This is a genomic window from Bartonella sp. AS69XJJH (genome assembly GCF_042195585.1).
GTDB lineage: Bacteria > Pseudomonadota > Alphaproteobacteria > Rhizobiales > Rhizobiaceae > Bartonella.
In genome coordinates, this window is sequence record NZ_JBHIOO010000006.1 from 89,824 (window position 1) to 110,958 (window position 21,135).

The 21,135-nt window shown below is 39.1% G+C and carries 18 protein-coding genes; 5 read left to right on the plus strand and 13 right to left on the minus strand.

Annotated elements, in window-relative coordinates:
* Positions 1–71: 71 nt before the first annotated feature.
* Entirely contained in the window at positions 72–1,445 is a 1,374-nt protein-coding gene (locus ACFIK6_RS04535) for a glutamate--cysteine ligase (RefSeq protein ID WP_375641927.1), read from the minus strand.
* A 68-nt stretch (positions 1,446–1,513) separates the two neighbouring features.
* Positions 1,514–2,257 carry a 16S rRNA (uracil(1498)-N(3))-methyltransferase gene (locus ACFIK6_RS04540; RefSeq protein WP_375641926.1) on the minus strand — a complete coding sequence of 248 codons (744 nt, stop codon included), beginning with the start codon at positions 2,255–2,257 and terminating at the stop codon, positions 1,514–1,516.
* Between the two features lie 232 nt (positions 2,258–2,489).
* Between ACFIK6_RS04540 and ACFIK6_RS04545 the strand changes: the two genes are divergently transcribed.
* Positions 2,490–2,633: a hypothetical protein gene (locus tag ACFIK6_RS04545; protein ID WP_012754785.1), complete on the plus strand. Its 144-nt coding sequence runs from the start codon at positions 2,490–2,492 to the stop codon at positions 2,631–2,633.
* A 312-nt stretch (positions 2,634–2,945) separates the two neighbouring features.
* Here the strand turns inward: ACFIK6_RS04545 and ACFIK6_RS04550 are convergent, their stop codons facing one another.
* The gene (locus ACFIK6_RS04550; RefSeq protein ID WP_375656537.1) at positions 2,946–4,826 is read right to left on the minus strand and encodes an AsmA family protein; all 1,881 of its coding nucleotides are present in this window, start codon (positions 4,824–4,826) and stop codon (positions 2,946–2,948) included.
* A gap of 315 nt (positions 4,827–5,141) precedes the next feature.
* On the opposite strand from ACFIK6_RS04550, the gene folD reads away from it, so the two are divergent.
* A complete protein-coding gene (gene folD, locus ACFIK6_RS04555; protein ID WP_375641924.1) occupies positions 5,142–6,041 on the plus strand; it encodes a bifunctional methylenetetrahydrofolate dehydrogenase/methenyltetrahydrofolate cyclohydrolase FolD in 900 nt (299 codons plus the stop codon).
* A gap of 66 nt (positions 6,042–6,107) precedes the next feature.
* Here folD and edd read toward each other — a convergent pair whose 3' ends face one another.
* From edd to ACFIK6_RS04585, 6 genes are all read right to left on the minus strand, one after another.
* Positions 6,108–7,931 (minus strand): phosphogluconate dehydratase, encoded by a 1,824-nt coding sequence (gene edd, locus ACFIK6_RS04560; protein ID WP_375641923.1) that lies wholly within the window; start codon positions 7,929–7,931, stop codon positions 6,108–6,110.
* 31 nt (positions 7,932–7,962) lie between these two features.
* Complete coding sequence (gene pgl / locus ACFIK6_RS04565) at positions 7,963–8,736, minus strand: 6-phosphogluconolactonase (RefSeq protein ID WP_375641922.1); 774 nt, start codon at positions 8,734–8,736, stop codon at positions 7,963–7,965.
* A gap of 10 nt (positions 8,737–8,746) precedes the next feature.
* Positions 8,747–10,219, minus strand: a complete 1,473-nt coding sequence (gene zwf, locus ACFIK6_RS04570; protein WP_375641921.1) for a glucose-6-phosphate dehydrogenase — start codon at positions 10,217–10,219, stop codon at positions 8,747–8,749.
* Between the two features lie 120 nt (positions 10,220–10,339).
* On the minus strand, positions 10,340–11,623 hold the full coding sequence (locus tag ACFIK6_RS04575) for an NAD(P)/FAD-dependent oxidoreductase (protein ID WP_375641982.1): 1,284 nt from the start codon (positions 11,621–11,623) through the stop codon (positions 10,340–10,342).
* Between the two features lie 11 nt (positions 11,624–11,634).
* A complete protein-coding gene (locus tag ACFIK6_RS04580; RefSeq protein ID WP_375641920.1) occupies positions 11,635–13,062 on the minus strand; it encodes a glutamine synthetase family protein in 1,428 nt (475 codons plus the stop codon).
* A gap of 899 nt (positions 13,063–13,961) precedes the next feature.
* Entirely contained in the window at positions 13,962–14,657 is a 696-nt protein-coding gene (locus tag ACFIK6_RS04585) for a hypothetical protein (RefSeq protein WP_375641919.1), read from the minus strand.
* A 334-nt stretch (positions 14,658–14,991) separates the two neighbouring features.
* Here ACFIK6_RS04585 and ACFIK6_RS04590 point away from each other — a divergent pair, with 334 nt between their 5' ends.
* The 3 genes from ACFIK6_RS04590 to ACFIK6_RS04600 all read left to right on the plus strand — a co-directional run bounded on the left by ACFIK6_RS04590 (position 14,992) and on the right by ACFIK6_RS04600 (position 18,569).
* Positions 14,992–16,413, plus strand: coding sequence for a coproporphyrinogen-III oxidase family protein (locus ACFIK6_RS04590; RefSeq protein WP_375641918.1), 1,422 nt, complete (start codon positions 14,992–14,994; stop codon positions 16,411–16,413).
* 10 nt (positions 16,414–16,423) lie between these two features.
* Complete coding sequence (locus tag ACFIK6_RS04595; RefSeq protein ID WP_375641917.1) at positions 16,424–17,644, plus strand: MFS transporter; 1,221 nt, start codon at positions 16,424–16,426, stop codon at positions 17,642–17,644.
* 745 nt (positions 17,645–18,389) lie between these two features.
* Entirely contained in the window at positions 18,390–18,569 is a 180-nt protein-coding gene (locus ACFIK6_RS04600) for a hypothetical protein (protein ID WP_375641916.1), read from the plus strand.
* Positions 18,570–18,596: 27 nt separating this feature from the next.
* On the opposite strand, the gene ACFIK6_RS04605 is transcribed toward ACFIK6_RS04600, so the two are convergent.
* From ACFIK6_RS04605 to ACFIK6_RS04620, 4 genes are all read right to left on the minus strand, one after another.
* Entirely contained in the window at positions 18,597–18,764 is a 168-nt protein-coding gene (locus ACFIK6_RS04605) for a hypothetical protein (protein WP_375677415.1), read from the minus strand.
* 65 nt (positions 18,765–18,829) lie between these two features.
* Positions 18,830–18,982: a hypothetical protein gene (locus ACFIK6_RS04610; protein WP_375677416.1), complete on the minus strand. Its 153-nt coding sequence runs from the start codon at positions 18,980–18,982 to the stop codon at positions 18,830–18,832.
* A gap of 117 nt (positions 18,983–19,099) precedes the next feature.
* Entirely contained in the window at positions 19,100–19,318 is a 219-nt protein-coding gene (locus tag ACFIK6_RS04615; protein ID WP_375677417.1) for a hypothetical protein, read from the minus strand.
* Positions 19,319–19,400: 82 nt separating this feature from the next.
* Positions 19,401–20,651, minus strand: a complete 1,251-nt coding sequence (locus ACFIK6_RS04620) for an MFS transporter (protein ID WP_375641914.1) — start codon at positions 20,649–20,651, stop codon at positions 19,401–19,403.
* Positions 20,652–21,135 lie beyond the last annotated feature (484 nt).

Sequence of the window (21,135 nt, forward strand, 5' to 3'; positions counted from 1 at the left end):
GAGCAAATGAGTAAATGAGCCACCACGGTGATATGCATTTTTAAAAAGCAGGAAGTATCTTTTCTTCAAATTTAATAGGCACATTCTAAAAATAAAGGTTCTACAGACTCATTCCAAATAGAATAGTAATGAGACAAAAATTTTTCAGCATCTGTTTGTTCGATTGCAACAACTTCTTCTAAAGGATTAAGAAAATTTGTTTCATCAAAACCATTCGTATCATACTGTTTGCGATTTTTTAAGCCTTTGCGTGCAATAGCAAGAGCTTGTCGCGCTAACTCTAAAAGAATAGTTTGACGAAAAGGAGTTCTTAACCCTTCTTTAGGAACGCGTTGGCGCAACTCTAAAACTTCTTCAAAACACCAATCTTTTGTCAAAGCCTCTGCCTCATTAAGTGCTTCCCTATCATAAAGAAGCCCAACCCAAAAAGCCGACAACGCACAAATGCGCTTCCAAGAACCGCAATCAGCTCCTCTCATTTCTAAAAATCTTTTTAAGCGGACTTCAGGAAATAACGTTGATAAGTGATTAATCCAATCTCCCATGTTTGGAATTGAATTTGCAACTTGTCCTTTTAATGCCCCATTCATAAACTGACGAAACGTTATATGTGTACAATTATAATAACGACCATCACGAACAACAAAATACATTGGAACATCAAGGGCCCATTCAACATAATCAGCAAAACCAAAACGCTCAGAAAATATAAAGGGAAGAACGCCTGTCCTCTGATTATCCGTATTACGCCAAATTTCAGAACGCCACGACAAAAAGCCATTTGGGCGCCCTTCTGTAAAAGGTGAACTTGCAAATAATGCTGTTGCAATGGACTGTAATTTCATGGATACTTGCATTTTTCGCCGCATATCACTTTCAGATGAAAAATCAAGATTAACCTGAACTGTTGATGTGCGATACATCATATTAAGACCATTATGCCCCACTTTAGGCATATAATCAGTCATAATCTGATAACGTGATTTAGGCATTCGCGGCGTTTCAGCTAAAGTCCACTTTGGACTAGCTCCAATACCTAAGAAACCAATACCCAATGGTTCTGCAATTTTTTTGAGAAGAGTTAAATGCTCCATCAACTCGTAATATGTATGGCCTACTGATTTTAATGGTGCACCAGATAGTTCAAATTGTCCCCCAGGTTCCAAAGAAATGGCTCCCTGATCAACTGATCCTACGAGCCCAATAATATTCTCTTCATCTAAAATAGGTTTCCATCCTAAGGCGCTTTGCATCCTCTCTAAAAGCGCTCGAATTCCCCTCTCTCCTTCATAAGGAACAGGGTGAAAACCATCTCTATAAAACGGAAATTTTTCATGTTCTGTACCAATACGCCAATCATCTTCTACTTTATACCCCTCTTGGAAATAGCTAACCAAGGAATCTAAGTTATAAATTTCACTTTCATCAGTTATATCAAGCGCCATAACTTATCGTATCCTATCATTGGTATCATCATCTTAAATGAATTGTTTAGAATGATTTTACAGATTTCTCAATCCATTACCCAATCCCCCACAGTAGCATTAAGCAGAGCCAAAGCAGCAACAGCGGCAGTGTCAGCGCGTAAAATACGCGGACCTAATGATATTGGAACCACAAAAGGATGTTTTTTTAAAAAGCTCCGCTCTTCTTCACTAAAGCCACCTTCCGGTCCAATAAGAATACCAGGTGTTGTAACGTCACGCTTTTTAAAAGAAGGTAATGGATTATGCAATTCGTGCGCTTCATCACAAAAGAATAAAGGCTGCGTCTCATCCCAACATGCCAAAAGCTCTGCTAATGATAGAGCAGACACGCATTCAGGCAGGGATAAAATGCCACACTGCTCAGAAGCTTCAATAACATTGGCTTCCATACGCGCCATATTGATACGCGTAACCTGCGTATGATGCGTTATAACAGGCTGCAAAATCGATACCCCCATTTCAACAGCTTTCTGCACCATATAATCCAACCGCGCGTTTTTGAGTGGAGCAAAGCAATAAATAAGATTGGAATGCTTCGTTTGTAATCTTTCTTGATGGATAAGCTGAACCACAACAAATTTTTTTTTAACAACAATAAGTTTAGCAAGCCACTCACCATCCTGTCCATTAAAAAGTAAAATTTCTGCTCCTTCTTTCATACGCAAAACATGCACAAGATAAGAAGCGTGTGCCCCCTCTATCTTTATTTCTTCATTCAAAGCCAATGTCTGTCGGATAAATAATCTTTTAAGTTTATAATTTATACGCATAAAAATTTTGCCAATGCTCGCTATCGTCATCGAGAAAATGAAAAATATATAGCAAAAAGAAAAAATTATATCTATAGAACTATAATATATTAAAGAATTATAGAGTTTTTTTAGCTTTATGAGATAATAATAGGAACTTATAGATCCTTAAGTGATTCTACTTTCATAAAAGTTTAAATAATGCACCATTCATCTTTGCATTCAGTCATTGATGCATCCGTGGAGGAAAAATATGTCTGCTAAAAAAGCTACAATTATTACGATTACAACCCTCTTAGCCTTTATTTTGATTACAGTGGGAATTGGTTCTGTTGGAGCAGACGGGAAGCATACAATTACCAAAGATGGCTATGGTATTTCTTCTGGGATTCAATAAGCACTAACCGACATCTCCATTAAAATTTTAATGTTTTTTAGCAACTTTTATAAGATTTGCATCAATATTATGAATCTCTTGTATTTGAAAGATTCCATAAGAGGGATTTTTATTCCTCTCTTCAGTCATTTATCTATACCAACCACACTTATAACGGAGAGGACGGTTTTTACTGCTTCATCACAAACGGATTTAAAATGAGAGAATCTTCCGATAATGAGAACTCTGATTTAAATTTAAAAGACAATTTTAAGTTGTAAAAATACGAATTACTATTATAGGATAGAATATTATATAGATGAAAAACAATACTCAATCTGCATCAATGTCTTTTGTGACCCAAAAATTACCATGATTCTGTCCTTTAGAGCTTAGAGAAAATGTAAAAGGCCATGCAAGGCTATTAGCAAGACATTGGACATCTTTACATAAAGTTTCTGATCTATAGTTTTTGCGTAGTTGTGCCTGTAATATCAATTCATTCTGCTTCTCTTGCGCAATAGCAGTTGCAGCGGTTCCTTGAATAGATAAGCTTAAGTCTGCTGTACGCATTAATGACTCTGTCACTTTCATCATACCTTCTGAAAAGCTTGTCTGAATATCCCAGTGATCAAATGTTGTTGAAAAAGTATCATTCTTCATCAAAAGAAATTGTTGTTTATTTAAAAGTCTTGTTTGTAATTCATTCAAATCATACCCTAAGAGCCGACCAGAAGACATCTTCAGTGTTAATTCACCCTGCATTTTCGTAAAAATTTCTCGCCAAGAATCAGCAAGTGTTTGTACCGTTGCAGTAAAATTCGTTTTGCTTTGTATAAATGGAATAAATCCCAAGGTTTCGAAAGTCTCCCGCATATCAATAGAAGCACCTGAAATATTTCCTCCAATACGCACTTTCTGTCCAGCTGACGTAAACTCAATATTACTTTGCACGGATCCACCAAAAATATTCGCATGTCCAAGATCAAAAATACCATGCCCATTTCTTATTTGTATTGCAGCAGCTAAATTTGTGAGTGAAATATTTCTTATTTTGGCTTGTGGCGCAGAAAGTCGTATATCCACGCCAATACGATCAAAAATTGTCATATCAAAGAAGGCATTTTTCTTTTTATCTGAAAAAAACATCGAACCCAAGAGGTTAAAGTCTAGGTTATCAAAGGCTAAAGAGCCCATGACATTTGGTACATAATCTTGAAAATCGAGTTTTAAAGCTCCTCGCGCGTTGGCTTTCCCCATCGTAAATGTAACATTGTTCATTTGGATATGCATTGGCTGCGCTAAAAAATGAGATTCCCATACAATGGGTATTTTTAATTTATGTCCCCAAAACTGATTTCCACCAACCCAAGACAATGTCTGATTCCATCCAGGAGAACGCATCGATACTTTTCCGTCAAAAATATAATATTCAGATAACCGAGCCTTCCCTGTAAAAGTTATTCCCCCACGTACAGAATTGAGACTTGCCCTAATATGACTTTTGCCTCCTGCAAGAAGCAACAATGCTTGAGAAGCATCAATTGATAACTTTGTAAATTCTCCGCGCCAACGCGCATCTGCACGTAACCGTACTTCCTCAGTCGATACCGGCCAATCTAAAGTCGCATTTAATCCAGTTATTTTTTCTGCCACTCCTGAAAAACTATCGTGATACACAAGAACACCATTTTTAATGACAATCCGCCCAAAAGGTTGTTTGAAAAGATGCTCTATCTCTGGGTGTTCAGGATTATGTTTTAATATTTCACGCGTATTGCGTATTGCCAACCCTAATGCACCTTGTGAGCGAGAAAACCGATCAAAAAAATCTGCTATTGTTTTAACAGGCTTTTCCATAACAAATTGAGGACGCATAATCCGCGTCTCTGAAAAAGAAATATGTCCCCAAAGAAGATCGACGACAGAAAGATCAACTTCTATTGATTCAGCTTCCATTAATGGCGCAACATCATCCATTTTTGATGTTAAAGTAACGCCAGAAAGAAATGCTTTAGGATAAGGAAAAAGATGTAACCGCGGTGGATCACGCAATTGCACATTGTAACCCGTCCATGCACTTAAATCCTGCGCTAAACGAATACGAATCGCATCTGTAGAAATAAGATAAGGTAAAACGAGAATCCCCACTCCAAATAAAAAGATAATTGTAATAAAAACTCCGCTCAAAAATTTTATTATTCTGATGCGCACAATATCCCTCTATACTTATCCCCATATAACAGATTAAAAATAAACTTAAATGATCATAAAAAGTTTTTATAACCCTATAATTCACTATATCCACTTTGTATCTTCATTATTTTTGTTCTTTATCCAAAATTTATTCAAACAGCAATGTTGCTGCTTCTTTATAAAGCAATTATTTAAAAGTCTTCAAAACTATAAATCCACAACATTATCAAACCATTCTTACTGTTCTCATATGAATATTGTTATAAAACTCTATCGTATTATTAGAAAATGCTTTACAAAAAAAACAAACAGCCTTACCGAAAGGATCTCTGAATGAATAATATTATCGACGGAAAAAAACTTGCTGAAGAGATTATTGTGAAAGTTAAGGCCGAAACAGCAAAGCTCCGCCATCACTATAATATACAACCTAGTATCGCTGTTATTATCGTTGGAGATGATCCAGCAAGTCAAGTATATGTCGCCTCAAAAAATAAAAAAGCCGAAGAATGTGGGTTTCTTTCAATCAAACATGTTGTTTCCAAAGAAACGCAAGAAAAAGAACTCCTTCAACTTATTGCAACATTAAATTCTGATCCCAAAATTCATGGTATTTTGGTACAGCTGCCTCTCCCTGCTCATATGAATACAAATCGCATAACACAAGCCGTTGCTTTCCAAAAAGATGTTGATGGTTTTCATTATATTAATGTAGGAAAACTCGCGGCAAATGCACTTGAAGATGCGATTATTCCCTGCACACCAGCTGGTGCCATGATGATGATTGAACAACACTGTGGGCAAGATTTATCTGGACTTGATGCTGTCGTTGTTGGACGCTCTAATATTGTTGGAAAACCTATGGCTTCCCTTTTAACAGCAGCCAATGCCACTGTGACCGTTGCCCATAGTCGTACCCGTGATCTTGATGATGTGTGTCGAAGCGCTGATATTCTAGTAGCAGCTGTAGGCCGCCCACAAATGATTAAAAAAGACTGGATAAAAAATGGTGCAATTGTTATTGATGTCGGTATTAACCGCGTTGCTGCACCAGAAAAAGGTATAGGAAAAACACGTCTTGTTGGTGATGTCGATTTTGAAAATGTAAAAGAAAAAGCTGCTGCGATCACCCCTGTTCCAGGAGGCGTTGGACCAATGACAATTGCCATGCTTATGGTTAATACACTCAAAGCCGCCGCGCGATCACACAATCTGCCTATACCAAAATTCTAAGAATTGTAACAATTCCTTGTATATAGTTTTATTGTACATGATTCAGCTTGTTTATTTTTGCATTTTTCATGCTATAAAAACAGATGCCCCTTGGTCTGCACGATTAACGGATTGACGAAAAACATGAAAAAGTTCGCGTCCAACACCATGTTCGTTTTTTGAAAGATCAGGAGGTATGATTTTTCGCGCGTTAAATTTTGCTAAATCCTCCAAAAGAGTTAATTTACCCTCAAGAGCATCAAGAAAAACAATATCACCATCCTGTAAACGTGCAATGGGACCATTATCCACTGCTTCTGGTGTCACATGGATGGCAGCAGGAATTTTTCCTGACGCCCCAGACATACGCCCATCGGTTATCAATGCTACCTTTTGACCGCGATCTTGTAAAACGCCTAAAATGGTCGTTAATTTATGAAGCTCTGGCATACCATTGGCTTTTGGTCCTTGATAGCGAATGACAGCGATAAAGTCTTTATCATGCAATACTCCAGATTTAAAAGATTTTTGTAGTTCCTCTTGATCATTAAAAACAAAGACTGGTGCTTTAATCTGCCAATACTCTGGTTTAACAGAGGAAACTTTTATAATAGCTGTTCCCAAATCTCCCGATAAAACACGAAGACCACCCTCAGGCTGAAATGGCTTTCTCCACCCTGCTAATACCTTATGATCACCACTTTCCTTGAGAGCCACTTCACGCACCACATGACCATCAGCAGAAAGCTTTGCTTCAATTGCATAAGCATTGAGATCTTTACCAAAAACCGTAGAAACATCTTCATGTACTAAACCTGCCTCGATAAGCTCGCGAATAATAAATCCCATCCCTCCAGCAGCATAAAAATGATTGATATCCGCTAAACCGTTAGGATAAATGCGTGCTAAAAGAGGCACATGGCATGAAATTTCTGCAATATCATGCCATGTCAATTTAATACCGCAAACAGCAGCCATAGCAATCAAATGAATCGTATGATTAGTAGAACCTCCTGTTGCATTTAATCCTACAATGGCATTTACAAAAGAACGCTCATCAATGATCAGACCAAGTGGACTATAATGATCACCAAGATCTGTCATTTCAAGTACACGTTTCGTGGCTTCTTTTGTTAAAGCATCACGCAACGGTGTATTCGCATTAACAAAAGAAGCTCCCGGCATATGAAGCCCCATCATCTCCAGTATCACCTGATTAGAGTTAGCGGTTCCATAAAATGTACATGTTCCTGGTCCATGATAAGAACGTGCTTCTGATGCTAGAAGTGTTTGACGGTCTATTTTATTTTCCGCGTAAAGTTGACGTATCTTCGCTTTTTCATCATTACCTTGTCCACTTGTCATGGGACCAGCTGCTATAAAAATTCCTGGTAAATGACCAAATGTTAGCGCACCAATCAATAAACCTGGTACAATTTTATCACACACCCCAAGATACAATGCTGCATCAAAGACATCGTGTGATAAGCTTATAGCTGTCGCCATTGCAATTACTTCACGCGAAAAAAGGGAAAGCTCCATCCCCGCATTTCCCTGCGTAACACCATCGCACATCGCGGGAACACCACCTGCAACCTGTGCAACACCACCAACCATACGGGCCGACTCTTTAATTAAGTGAGGAAATTTTTCAAAAGGTTGATGCGCTGAAAGTATATCGTTATATGCCGTGATAATGCCAATATTCCCAACGATATTTCCCTTCAAACGCTCTTTATCTATTGCACCACAAGCAGCAAAGCCATGAGCTTGATTGGCACATCCTAAAAAACTCCTTTTGGGGCGATGAACTTGTGCTTTCGCAATACGATCTAAGTAAATTTCCCGTGTTGATCGAGAACGTTCATAAATCCTTCGTGTAACTGCGGCAATTGTCTTGGAAAGTGCCATATTTCTCTCCCCCTTTCATTGTTTCTTCCCCTCATTCATTGAGAGAGATTACGTTTTTATTCAGTGTCGCATATTCTGATTCACCTATTTCATTTTCTGCAGGCGACCAATAAACTTGCACAAGATGAGGGGAATTACGCAAAATTGCCCGAATAGGCATTTCTATTTCAGATCCATCTTGACAAGCTTCTTCAAAACAGTCGCGTTTCTGAAAACCTTCAAAATGGAGGATAATACAACGAGATTGCATAATAACTGGCAAAGTTAGTGAGAGTCTTGGCTCAACAGCACTCTTAGCATGAAGGGGTAAAACAAGTGCTTGTGTTCGCAGATCAAGCGCTTGCTTTAAACGATCAGCATCAGGAAAAAAAGAAGCCGTATGTCCATCAACCCCCATTCCTAAAACAACAACATCAAAGGGTTTAGGCAAAGTATTAACACGACTCGCCGCTGAAAAAGCAGCAAGTTCAGCAGTAATTGCTTTATGATAAAGTCCTACAAAACGCGCTTTTTCGGCAAAATTTTGTAACAAGTGACACCGTACCATATGTTCATTTGAACGTTCATCGTGTGTAGGGACAAAACGTTCATCAACCAAAGTGATAATAATATTTTGCCAATCAATATCCGCTTTTGACAAATAATGAAAAAACAATTCTGGTGTTTTACCACCAGACACCGCTAAAACTGCTCTCTTGCGCTCAAGAACAGATACACTAAGCTCTGCGGCTACTCGATCTGCTAGTGCCAAGGCTAAAGTCTGAGGGGTTTCAAAATCTAAACGGTCAATATTCATTCTATACATACTTATTGCTCTAAACTAAATTGTTCCATATACGCCCATCACGTTCCATGAGAATCGTCGAAGCAGATGGCCCCCATGAACCAGCGTTATAACTGTGAACAGGCTGTTTTATTGCTTCCCATCCCTCAATGATTGGATCAATCCAACGCCAAGCAGCCTCAACTTCATCACGACGCATAAACAGTGTTTGATCTCCACGAATAACATCCATTAATAAACGTTCATAAGCATCAGGATTACGTTCAGAAAATGCGGAAGCAAAACTCATGTCTAATGGAATGTGACGAAACCGCATACCGCCATAACTTGGATCCTTAATCATCAACCATTGTTTTACACCTTCATCAGGTTGGAGACGAATCACAAGCCGATTAGAAACAATTTCATCTAAATCCACATTAAAAATATTATGAGGGATAGGTTTAAAAACCACAACAATTTCAGACATTCGCGTAAACATGCGCTTACCTGTTCGTAAATAAAAAGGCGTATTAGCCCAACGCCAGTTATCAATTTTAACCTTAAGCGCTACAAATGTTTCACTCTTACTCACTCTTCCCAGATCATCGAAATAAGACTCTACAGATATACCATTTGATAGACCAGAAAGATACTGCCCACGTACAGTATGCTGCCCTACATTATGGACATCAAGCGGTGTTAAAGAATGTAAAATTTTAAGTTTTTCATCGCGCACAGCATTAGCACTGTTGGTAAATGGTATTTCCATCGCAACCAAACAAAGTAATTGTAGCATATGGTTTTGAACCATATCGCGTAGAGCACCAGTGCTTTCATAATATTCTGTACGTCCCTCTAATCCTAAAGATTCAGCAACGGTTATTTGAACATGATCAATATAATTGGAGTTCCATAGCGGTTCATAAAGTGTATTAACAAACCGCAATGCCATTAAATTTTGAACAGTTTCCTTCCCAAGATAATGATCAATACGAAAGATCTGCTCTTCATTAAAGGCGCTTGCAAATACATCATTGAGTGAAACAGCTGTTTTTACATCGCAACCAATTGGTTTTTCAATGATAATCCGTGTTTGTGGTGTCACCAAATCATTTTTTCCCAACTTCATCACAATGTCAGCAAAAAGTGACGAACCAACAGCCAAATAAAAAGCTCGAATATCTGCTGAATCTTGTAACAGAAGAAGGGCTAAATCCTCCCACCCTCGATTTGAGGAAACATCAACAGAAACGTAAGTTAAACGTGCAAGAAAATGATTGAGTTCTGTTGAATTCAGATCTTTTGGATGAATATGTTTTTCTAAAGAAATGCGAACAAAATTTTGATATTCTTCATGACTTAAGGAAGTGCGCGAAACCCCAATAATACGTGTTGGCTCACTGAATTGCCCAGCACACTGACAATGATACAAAGCCGGTAAAAGCTTGCGCAACGCCAGATCACCATTGCCACCAAAAACAATACAATCAAAGGAAGAAACTGGAATAATTTTACGCGCCATGAACTTGTTTATTTTTCCATCCGATTATGAAATCCCATATCACTTATAAAAGCTTTCATCATTAAAGCAAACAGAACCTAAATAAGCCATTAATTTTCTTCATTTCAAGTAATGTTTCTATTAAAAACGATCCATTAAAGAAAACCACCGCATTGCTAAAAATATAAGCGGATAACGCAAAACTCTTCCCCCCGGAAAAGATGAAATCTTTAAGTCCTGAAAATGGGCAAAACGTTCATATTTTCCAGTCAACCATTCTGCATATAATTTTCCCATGAAAGGAGCCAGCATAACGCCGTGCCCTGAGTAACCGCCACAATAAGTCATCCTTGAGAAAAGTTGGCGAACATAGGGCATGCGCTCAACTGTGATGGCAACCGTTGCTCCCCAACGATGGCTTAAATTGATAGAGTGTAATTGAGGATAAATTTCAACAATTTGCCGTTTTATACGTTCATCTAAATTTACAGGATGTTTATTATCATAACTTTCTACGCCACCAAATAAGAGACGATTATCAATGCTTTTTCGAAAATAGCGAACCATAAAACGGGAATCATCAACCGATTCACCGCCTGCGAGAATTGAACTATGCTTTGGTAATGGGTCCGTTGCTCCAATATAAGAGCGAATAGAAACAATATTCTTTTCAACAAAACGCTCCAGACCAAGTTTATACCCATTTGTTGCAAGTAAAACATGCTCTGCTGTTACACTGCCTTTTTCTGTTATCACTTTCCAATAGGCTCCCTTGCGCCTTACGGTCGTTACTTGTGACTTCTCATAAAGCTTAGCTCCAGCTTCTTTAGCTTTTTTTGCCAACCCAATAATCAATTTTAAGGGATTTATATGGCCGGTATCCGCATCATAAATACCACCACAATAAAAAGACGATCCAAGTCGTCTAGATGTTTCAGCCTTATTCATAAAAGTAAGCGCGTGATAGCCATAACGCTGCATCACCTCAATATGCCGTTGATAAGAGAGAAGCTCACGCCTTTTATGTGTCACAGAAAGCTGCCCTCTTATCAAATCACATTGACAATTAGGCATCGCGCTTAAAGATAAAATATCTCTTTTAGCTTCTTCTGCTAAATCAAACAGAACCTTACTTCGCTCAAAACCATACTTTTTTTCTAATATTTCTACCCATTGCCGTTGCCCTGTTCCCAGCTGTCCACCATTGCGCCCTGAAGCACCATCACCAAAACGTGATGCTTCAAATAAAACAACATCTACTCCAGATTTGACTAAATGATAAGCAGCCGAAAGCCCCGTAAATCCGCCTCCAATAATGACCACATCACACTGTCTGTTTTCACAAAAAGAAGGATAAGAGGGACGTTCTTTTAAAGTATCTTCATACCAAGAAATTCCTGGAGAAATTGAATGATAATCAATCATCTTCATGAAATTCAAACATTCAGCAGGAGATATTCACGCTCCCACGGACTAATTACTTCCATAAAAGTTTCAAACTCTTGTCGTTTGATTGCAGCATAAGTACTGACAAACACATCCCCTAAAATAGCCCGTATCGCTGTATCTTGTTCAAACAAATTGACTGCCTCAATGAGCCCACGCGGTAACTCAATATTATCAGCGTTTACATTATTTGTCGCTGGCTCATCCGGCTCAATTTTTTGTTGTAAACCAATAAGACCACACGCTAAAGACGCTGCAAGGGCTAAATAAGGATTCGAATCTGATGAAGGAAGTCTATTCTCAACACGCCGCGCTTGAGGAACAGAACGGGGAACACGAAAAGCTGTCGTACGATTATCATATCCCCATCGCAAATTAACAGGAGCCGAATTATCAGGGACAAGACGTCGATAAGAATTCACATAAGGTGCAAGCATCACAAGTACCCCTGGCATATGTTTTTGCAATCCACCAATAAAATGGCGAAAACAGATACTTTCTTCACCATTTTCCTGTGTAAAAATATTCATACCGGTTTTCTTATCGACAACTGATTGGTGAATATGCATAGCAGAACCTGGCTGCCCTTGAATGGGTTTTGCCATAAAAGTTGCATACATATTATGTTTTAGAGCTGCTTCACGAATTGTTCGTTTAAACATAAAAACTTGATCCGCTAACTCAATAGGATCACCATGACGTAAATTAATTTCAAACTGACCTGCTCCTTCTTCATGAATAAGGGTATCAATTTCCAATCCCTGTGCCTCTGAAAATTGATAAATATCATCAATCAAATCATCGAATTCATTAACACCAGCAATGGAATACCCCTGTCCACCACCAATTGAACGCCCAGAACGACCAACCGGTGGAACTAACGGATAATCAGGATCGGGATTTTTTTGTACCAAATAAAACTCAATTTCTGGTGAAACAACAGGGCTTAAACCCATTTTTGTATAAAAATGAACCACCGTTCGTAAAACATTGCGTGGTGTATAATCCACAACCTGACCATTTTGATACACAAGATCACAAATCACCTGTGCCGTAGGAGCATCTTCCCATGGAACAATGCTTAACGTAGAAAGATCAGGCTCAAGGCGTAAATCACCATCTGCTTTAGGATATTCAAAACCATGACCATCTTCCGGATAATCCCCTGAAATTGTTGCCATAAAAACTGCTGAAGGCAATGCCAATGATGTTTCCGATGTGAATTTTTTAGAAAGCATCATCTTGCCCCGTGGTACTCCTGCTTGATCAGGCGTAATACATTCAATATCCTCTACCTTACGGAAAGCAAGCCATTGTGAAACTTGTTCCCAATTGTGCACACCACGTAAACTTTTGAGAAAACGAGAGACAGGTTTAAAATTTTCACTTTTCGTTTGTTTACCATTTTTTACAGCCATAACATACCAACTTTACAAACAATCAAGCTCTATCCTTATTGTATCAGCCCATGCATAAACGACACGAAAAAAATTTATCAACTGATATTTTTAAAGAATACTACAAGATTCATCAAGGTAAAAGAACTTTACGCTCAACAAGCTATCTATCAAACATAGAGAAAAATTGATATTGCACACGATACATCGGTGCGAACCTTCTCCTTATATAAAACAGTGAAAAATACCCATAGTAGACGTAACTTAATCCTGACTCAAATAATCGCTACATAAGCAAACATTGGCAAGCATCATAAAGACGAGATATTTAATTTTCTTTTGGCCGTAGAAATGCTTAACTAAAGGAAAATGAACTTTTCTTTCAATATGAAGCAAGTTTTGTAACCTCTATTGTTATTCACATAGAAGAAAACAGCCTAGGATAGTGAATAGCTATGCCTTTACAACTAATGCTTACAAACACTCACCAAGCCGTAATATGCGTAAATGTATGTTCAGGATTAAGACATACGCTCAGCATTTCCGACATTAAACTTAACTATCCCCTGTATAATAGAGCTATCAACCTTTTTCTGAGCGGATATCTATAGACTCTGCACTTATATCAATTCCCACCACTTGACATTGCACTTCGCACACAATATTTAGAGCTGAAAATACAGTAGAGCATACTAAATCCAATAGATAGGATTTTTTGCTAATTGCGCCATGCGTGATCCAATATTTGATAGTCTCCAGCCCCCTAGGAGGTGTGTTATTTATATCTAAAAAGCCAAAAAATCAGGATATGAGAACACAATGATATCAATTTTCTTTGAACTAACGTCCTTCATCGTCGATCTTCTATCGTTGTAAAATCTTTTTTGTATCAGTGACTTTCACATACTTTGACTTATGATCTAGTGATACTGTGCAGATTGAGTACACATCCCCAGAGCCCAGATTGTAATTAAGTTCGTACCATTCTGCTTTTTTATAGAGCTAATATTTGAAAATAAATAACTATAATCTTCAGATATAATACGCCTAGGTTCAATAATTACCGTAAGCTTATGTAAATCACAACCCAATTGTGATAATGCCTCATAAATTTTACGAGGGTATTTGTCATTGACCGTCACGGCATCGCAGAACGCTGTGGAAGTCGGATATCCTCCGCCTAGACTGATAAAACTTTTTTGATCCTTCAATGCGTAAATATCCTTTCCAGCCTTAGTTAAGGTGGATACTATTAACTCAGTCGAATTCAAATTAGAGCCCACATGCAAAGGCACCCCATTAAGCCTAATCCTATTGGATTCTAGCAAAGATAATGCGGCACGTAACTCCGCAGCAGCCATACCAAAACGCGATCTATCCCCGTTTGCCAGTACATGGCACAATCTCAATGAGATTTTAGGCAATATATCAAAATGGCGGGCAAGAACGATGATGTCATGTAATTCGATAATATTATCACACTGGACATTTATATGTTTTCTAATAGATAATTCTATCTCTTCTCGAAGTTTTACAGAGATATTTAAAAATATATATCTACCTTTAAAATCATCTTTTTGCGCTAATGATATTTCATAACCAGACGCAAATTCCAAATCCCAGCAACATAACAATAATGCCCCGCACGTCCATTAAAATACCCTGCTTTTTCTCACCCTAGGCATTCATAGCCCGAACGTAAAACAGGATACCAATTACAATATTAGACCATAAGGCTGCAAGAGAAAGTTCTTTTATATTTTTATCTTTATATTGCCTCTTAAACAAGCTAGCCTGTTCATATAAGAAGTTATATGTATAATACATATAACTTCTACAAAAGGAGGATTCATTATGTTCCGTGAAAATCTTTGGTAATACACTCGGGTGATTGGGTCACCAGTCGCTCGTCAATAATATAGTGCAAGTTAAGAAATTGGGGGGTAAGCTATGCAACTCGTGGATCATCCTTTTGTAAAATTCGATCAACTCAAGCCGATTTACAACTTCACATATCCGTTATTTCGCACTATTTCAAATGAATTTTACGATTACCTAGACTTTAATAAACTAGCGCAAAGTAAGCAGATTCCACAAGCGCGTACCATTTCTCTTTATTTGCATATTCCCTTTTGCGAAACCATCTGTTCCTTCTGTCCCTTTCAGAAAGGAGCCTACAAGCACGTTAAGCAAATCGAATCTTATATGTCAGCGCTTACCACAGAGATCAGAACCAAAGGAAATTTCATTCGCTCGCTTAGAGGGCCCATCCGCAGCATCTATATAGGGGGCGGCACACCGTCGCTTTTGTCCGCAGATAATATCCGACACATCGGAAAAGTATTGCATGCCGAATTTGAGCTCTCTTCCTTAACCGAGTTTACACTGGAAAGCGAACCGAAGAGCGTCACACGTGATAAACTTTATGCTGCCCGTGAGATCGGCGTTAACCGGATCAGCTTCGGTATACAGAGTTTCATTGAGCGTTTCCGATCATTGTTTAACCTCACCTCAACACGTGAACAAATCAACAATACCGTGGCTTGGTCACAAAAGATCATTGGACATGTCGGTTTCGACCTACTATATGGCATGCACAGCCAGCAAGCTGAAGAACTATTATACGATTTGAAGCAAGCCAGCGAGCTTCATCCTGAAACCATCAACCTCTATGCAATCAACAATCTGGCTATCACGTCGCAACTGCATAAGTCTTACGCACAAAAAGGGCTAAAGCCATCCAACCTACAGCATCGACAGATGCTTCGCTTATTTAGCGACATCGTTATGCGCAGCTGCGGCTATGCGCCGTGTAATGGACATTCCTATATCAAAATTGCCAATAACACTCCTCTAACGCTCGCTAAAACGAGTTCAGCTAATTATTTCCGCTATCACAAATATTTGCATGGTTATCATGACGATTATGTGGTTGGCTTCGGGGCGTCAGCAATGTCGATTCTCGGCTCACTCGTCACACGAGCCAATCCTAGTCGAAGCGGATACATTACCGACATACAACTTAAAGGCAAATCCAAAGTATACTACAATTGGGTATCAGCGAAGCAACAAGCCTCCAAGGCTTTGTGTATGCGGCTACCTTATAACGGCTATGCCAAAAAAGAAAGAATTGACTGGACCGCACTTCCCTCTTTTGTATACAATAACCTACAACAACTCATAGGTGCAGGTCTCATCGCAGAAAGTGATAACGATCTCCAGCTAACTCAGCGTGGTTGGCAATGGTATTCCAACCTTATGTATTTTCTTCTATCTCAGGCAGATAGGAGTATCTTGGACGGCTATGTCGCAAACATGCTGAATACAACCGCCGTACTTGATGGACCAGCAGAAACCTGTGTGGCATCTTAAGGAGAAAAGAATGTTCACGCTTTTTGCCAATAAGAACATACGCTATTTTTGCCTAACTGTTAGTCTGCTCGCCTTACTCAGCGGTGCTTTGCGCACTGCCATCCCGCTATTAGCAAGACAATCTGGATATGGTGTAGTCGGAGTAAGTTGGGCGCAAGGTCTCTTCTCATTAGCGTGGCCAATTTTCGGCATCCTTGCAGGCGCTTTACTTGATCACTGCGACAAAATAAAACTTGCCACCTCGGCTCTCCTCATCTTCATGCTAGTGCATATTGTACTGTTCGTACTGCTCATGATACAGATTGCTCCAGCCGAACAAATTTTCTTCTATGCAACCATTGCTGGATTCATCGTCGTTTCTGCCGAAGCTTATATAATGACGATTCCACCACTTATCATGGAGGGAGAGCGATTGATGACCTTTTACTCAATTGTCTTGTTTTTAGATTTCGGGGTCTCCTATTTTCTTGCCCCTGTCATAACAAGCAGCATTTTAGCGCATAGCACACTGCTATTTCTTGGCCTGTTAATCGTGCTTTTTATCACATTGATTTTTACCGCTCGCCATGCTGTTCCGACATCGCCAACACATGATAAAGAAAACATCACTTTACGTTATATCATTGCCGGCTTTCGTTTCATTTTTTCAAATCGGCATCTTACCTCCCTTACATTACTCACATTCTTTCTATCGGTGGTATTTGGAGCATTCCTAACCTCGTTCATCTTCTTCGTTACCGACAGTCGGTATCTGGGCCTACATAGCAGCCAATATGGCGTGATGTTTGCAGCCTACGCGCTTGGTACAATGGCAGGTGCCCTATTTGCGCCGCGTATACGCTATGCACCGGTGCGCCTAGCTGTTCTCATTGACGGTTTAGGAACGGTTGTCTTGCTGCTAATTCCAGCCTTTTCAAAAAGTGCTGTCGTCGTATGGGGCATCACCTTTACTGCTGGTGTTGGAGCAAGCTTATGGTTTATTGGTGTTACTGCCTTCAGGCAGCGCCTCACACCAAAGCAACTTCTCGGGCGAGCTAATTCTGCTTTTCGGGTGATCGGCTATGCTGGAATACCGGTCGGAAGCTTTTTAGTCGGCGTCCTTGGTTCTTTTATATCATTGCAGTTTGCTGCCGCCTTTATCGCTGGACTACTATTGGTGGCTATCGCGATAACGCTTCCATTTCTTTGGCAAGCTGATCATATAGACACCCCCAACCCTGCCACAAGGTAACAGCTGCCTTTAAAAAAAGACACGGTCAAAAAAGGCACACATACCCTATTACGCAATCGATTGATCTGTTCTTTGGACAAGAAAATTATAACCGTAATGGCTGATAGAGCCAGCGGCACTAATGGAAGCAGCCGCGTTAAAGGCAAAATAGCCCCTTTACGTTGCATTGGGCGCTGATCTCAACGCCTATATGAAGGATGCAGAGAGCTTATAGCGTACGGAGCGCAATTCTTAACTAAAAACTCCGCCCTAGCAATGCCCACTTATACTCCAGTTAATCCGTCACCCGCTGGACATCTAAATGCCTCACCCCTTTACTGCTCCTCAAAATACATTTTGCTGCACTTACGCGCCGTATTCTTCCTTTGTAATTAAAAGAGAAGCCATCCTTTCCTAATTTAGGATCTCTGCCTACACAACGCAGCAACAGATGCGAACATATATGCAATCACGCCTTAGAACCTGCATAACAGAAAGCTGAGTTCGAGAGATTCATAAAGCCTATATCCCAATAAATGTGCCACCCAATCTACCTTTTAAAAGAGCGGCTTTATATAAACCGTTAGTGCAAACTATGAAATCCTTCGGTGTATTAGAAATAATTGGCGGTTTTTACCTCAGACCAATGTTGATTGACTTCTACTCGTGCATATACGCAAGCGGTGCTCCTCTTTTCTCAGATAAAAAGGACATAATCGTTACCATCTGACCTATTATTGTTTGAAAATAAAGAAAAATTATCAGTGTGACTGATGATATTGAAGAGCTATCTCATTATGTGACTGTACTTAATTACGGCATTGGGAAGCTAGACACGCAATCACCCATTTCTGCGCGCCTTCTGCATGATATTCATAAGATTTTATTACGCGGTAAACGTGGTACGTCCAAAAGCCTTGGCGAATTTCGCAAAGCACAAAATTAGCTTGGCGGTACGCAACTAAAGACAGCGTCATTCGAGCCACCCACTCCTACCACAGCCCTCCACTTTCTCTACCACCATCCTCGGCTTAGAATCGCGCCAACTCATCACCGGTGCCTCGTTAAACACCACACCAGTCTCAAGGGCGGTAAAATGCGCCTTGCCGCATTTAATCTTCAGCATTTCTTTAAGGCGCAAATCAAACTCGCTATTCGTTCCTTTTGTTTCCTGTACAAAATAAAGCTTTTGCGCGCCATCTCACTCTAAAACACCTCCAAATCCGGCGTGTAAGAGCCTATGAGCGTCACGATTTTAAAGCTCCTTGGCAATTTAAAAAATAATTTCACTTCGGAGGCATTATCATTAATTTTGCGCAAATTCTTTCTCAATATTACTCTTATAAACCACATGATCATATACACTCTTCTCACTCACCAGAGCTGTACGCTCTAAATTAGCCAAAATTTAGCTAATAGTCTTGGTCAGCTAAGTTTGAATATTTAATACCAGCAATAGTAAGGTTGACATACGCTTTATCGAGGATTTCCTCCGCGCACTCTAAAAAAGCTTGCGTTTTTTTTTGCAAAATCTAATACGCGCCCACTATTTAGCAAAACATCAATATCATAAGCCCCTTGATATGCTCGTTCGCGATATTTCTGGCTAATAGCAGTACAATCATTTGGCGCATTCAAATCGATAAGCATCTCTACTAAAAACGATGGACAGCTATTAATTTCGACTAAATCCATATAAGATGACCCACACACTATTTTTTTCCTGTGTCTTTCATGTAAGTCATAGGCAAGGCCCTGTTCAACTGTATCTTCATTCTCAGACCTCTTCGTTTTTTATTAACTTTTTATCAGTATAAAGCCAAGCCAAATTAAGCGGGATCATTAAACATATACAAACCAAGGCGAAACAAAAAGCTGCTTCTATACAAACATTATTCGCCAACCAACCAATCAGCACAAGCGCTAAAATACCAAAAATACGCGCAAGAAAACTAACAATGGATAAAACCGTATTTGCATTCTTTTGTTGAATATGTTTAAAAAATTCTGCTTCAAACTGCGTCATAGGGACAGAAAAAAAACTGTGAAATACAGTGAATAAAATAATGGGGGCCCAACTATTTGCAACGAGAAGCAGAGCAAGCATAACAACAGCACTCAGGACGAGTGAGCACAAAGTTATCGCCATAGGAGCGTATTTTTGCATAAGATATTTAATTACAAAGCGATTAAATAAGTATTTTACGAGAGTATAAGACACAAAGCACAGGCCAAGAATAAGAATTTTAGTCTTTCCTGTTGCATTGTCTAATACTCCTGTTTGTCCCAAAATAAAAGGTTGCCAAAAATGAAATATTGGCTGCAATGCAGCAACAATAAAACCACATATCAATATATAATATAACCCGATTTTTGAGGTAACTAAATAAGCAAAAGCTTCTGTTGCATGCAACAAAGAACCCGATTTTATTGGCTGACTACCCGAAACGGATGCAATAGCTATCCCCGTCACCCGACTAAACAAGAATACAAGCACGAGAAACCCGAAAGAACAAAAATAATATGCCGACTGATAATTATCCATACACAAAACAATAAGAACACCTAGCGCACCAGCAACCGTATTCATGAATGCCGTTAGTTCCCGCTTATAGGCGTTTACTTGGTGGTAGATCAAACTACCCTTGTAACCACCGCCGTCGATTAAGCCTTTAATCCATGTGCTATCAGCGCCAGAACATAAAGCAAAGCCTAAAGCATAAATAATTTCTGCCGGAATTAAGACAAAAAGATTAGGCGCGTAGATACATAAAAAGAAAAAGAGCGAAAAAAAGAAACATGATAAGATAACATTTTGTTTAACGCCGATTTTATCTCCTAAAATCCCACAAGGTACTTCAAAAATACAAATAGCTACGCTAAACACAATTTGCAATAAAGCTAACTGTGTTATACTAACGCCCATAGACAAGAAAAAGAAAGCATGGAAAGAACCTGTAATCAGCCGAACCCCGCTCATTGCCGCACAGCCATAGAGCAATTTTTTAACTTCATAATCTATCGTCATTAATATATCCAAAAGCTATAAAGCTAGCAGCTTTTTTTGCTGCCAGCTTTATATATTTTAAACCTCAATTCAGAAGGGAGCGTCGAGCAGTCATTTTCTGCTCATTTGTTTGGGCTTTAAACGAAGTAACAACACCCCGCTTAATTTGTTTTTTTCAGTGGTTTATACATATTTTTAGTTTTCATAACTTTACCTCCTGTATTAAATGAAAATAATTAAATTTCACATGAAGTACACATTATAGCTACTTTTTAGCTAGCTTTTGTTGATTTATTATTTTGATATAAAAAGCTTTGCTCTCCTCCTAGCGCCTAGGTTTAAGTATTTCATGCACTAATCATTCTGCAACAACCACCGCAGCACTTGGAAACTCATGCGCCGCTTCAGACAAAGTACGCTTATATTCACGCCAATTTGTCACCGGCTATGCACCACACTTGAACCCCATCTCAAGCGCCGCAAAATGCGCAAAATAAATTTTGTT

Bases quoted from the DNA above. Each gene is read 5' to 3' on its own strand.
- ACFIK6_RS04595 (WP_375641917.1), top strand. From the start codon at position 16,424: ATGTTCACGCTTTTTGCCAATAAGAACATACGCTATTTTTGCCTAACT.
- zwf (WP_375641921.1), bottom strand. From the start codon at position 10,219: ATGGCGCGTAAAATTATTCCAGTTTCTTCCTTTGATTGTATTGTTTTT.
- ACFIK6_RS04540 (WP_375641926.1), bottom strand. From the start codon at position 2,257: ATGCGTATAAATTATAAACTTAAAAGATTATTTATCCGACAGACATTG.
- ACFIK6_RS04575 (WP_375641982.1), bottom strand. From the start codon at position 11,623: ATGATTGATTATCATTCAATTTCTCCAGGAATTTCTTGGTATGAAGAT.
- pgl (WP_375641922.1), bottom strand. From the start codon at position 8,736: ATGTATAGAATGAATATTGACCGTTTAGATTTTGAAACCCCTCAGACT.
- ACFIK6_RS04545 (WP_012754785.1), top strand. From the start codon at position 2,490: ATGTCTGCTAAAAAAGCTACAATTATTACGATTACAACCCTCTTAGCC.
- ACFIK6_RS04535 (WP_375641927.1), bottom strand. From the start codon at position 1,445: ATGGCGCTTGATATAACTGATGAAAGTGAAATTTATAACTTAGATTCC.
- ACFIK6_RS04620 (WP_375641914.1), bottom strand. From the start codon at position 20,651: ATGACGATAGATTATGAAGTTAAAAAATTGCTCTATGGCTGTGCGGCA.
- ACFIK6_RS04615 (WP_375677417.1), bottom strand. From the start codon at position 19,318: ATGGATTTAGTCGAAATTAATAGCTGTCCATCGTTTTTAGTAGAGATG.
- ACFIK6_RS04580 (WP_375641920.1), bottom strand. From the start codon at position 13,062: ATGGCTGTAAAAAATGGTAAACAAACGAAAAGTGAAAATTTTAAACCT.
- ACFIK6_RS04610 (WP_375677416.1), bottom strand. From the start codon at position 18,982: ATGATCATGTGGTTTATAAGAGTAATATTGAGAAAGAATTTGCGCAAA.
- ACFIK6_RS04590 (WP_375641918.1), top strand. From the start codon at position 14,992: ATGCAACTCGTGGATCATCCTTTTGTAAAATTCGATCAACTCAAGCCG.
- edd (WP_375641923.1), bottom strand. From the start codon at position 7,931: ATGGCACTTTCCAAGACAATTGCCGCAGTTACACGAAGGATTTATGAA.
- folD (WP_375641924.1), top strand. From the start codon at position 5,142: ATGAATAATATTATCGACGGAAAAAAACTTGCTGAAGAGATTATTGTG.